Here is a 675-nt window from a genome sequence, read left to right as displayed (position 1 = left end):
CCTTCATCCACCCTATGAATTCAGGTGGTGATACTGCCCCATTACGGACAGTGGGTTCCCCCATTCGGAAATCCTCGGATCAAAGCTTGCTTACAGCTCCCCGAGGCGTATCGCCGTTTACCGCGTCCTTCATCGGCTCCTAGTGCCAAGGCATCCACCGTGCGCCCTTTGTAGCTTAACCAATTTGGTTATTGCTTCATTACTTAAGGTTTTTTAGGATTGTTTCCTAATACGCATTTCGGTGAAAACTTTCGTTTTCATTACTTACGTTTTCGTTATCTAGTTTTCAAAGAACAATCCGCCGCTTGAAGCGACAAGAAACAATATATCACGAGTGATCCTAACGGATCAACGCGAAGTTGTTTCCTTTGGAAGAATGCTCNACGGGTGTGACCTCTTCGCCATCATCACCAGACCAATATTTAGTTTCATCATCAAGCGACATTGAATAACTTATCATGTTTTATTCATTTCAACAACCATCAATTTTTACCAACTTTAACAGAAAATAAAAAGGCTTTCGCCCCAGTGGTTGTAAATGAATGAAGTATGGTGGAGCTGAACGGGATCGAACCGATGACCTCCTGCTTGCAAGGCAGGCGCTCTCCCAACTGAGCTACAGCCCCATGAAAGGAATACCCCTTCAAAACTGAACAGAAACCATGTCACATGTCT

At 44.4% G+C, this 675-nt stretch carries 1 tRNA gene and 1 rRNA gene; both read right to left on the bottom strand.

Annotation, left to right across the window (positions count from 1 at the left end):
• A 23S ribosomal RNA gene (locus tag EIZ39_RS26175) occupies positions 1 to 181 on the bottom strand; the annotation flags it as partial.
• A 369-nt stretch (positions 182 to 550) separates the two neighbouring features.
• Positions 551 to 626, bottom strand: a tRNA-Ala gene (locus EIZ39_RS26170).
• Between the last annotated feature and the right edge of the window lie 49 nt (positions 627 to 675).

The sequence above is a fragment of the Ammoniphilus sp. CFH 90114 genome, from assembly GCF_004123195.1.
In the GTDB taxonomy this organism is placed as follows: Bacteria; Bacillota; Bacilli; order Aneurinibacillales; family RAOX-1; genus YIM-78166.
Note: the sequence above shows the minus strand (reverse complement) of the source record. Positions and strands in the feature narration are given on the sequence as shown.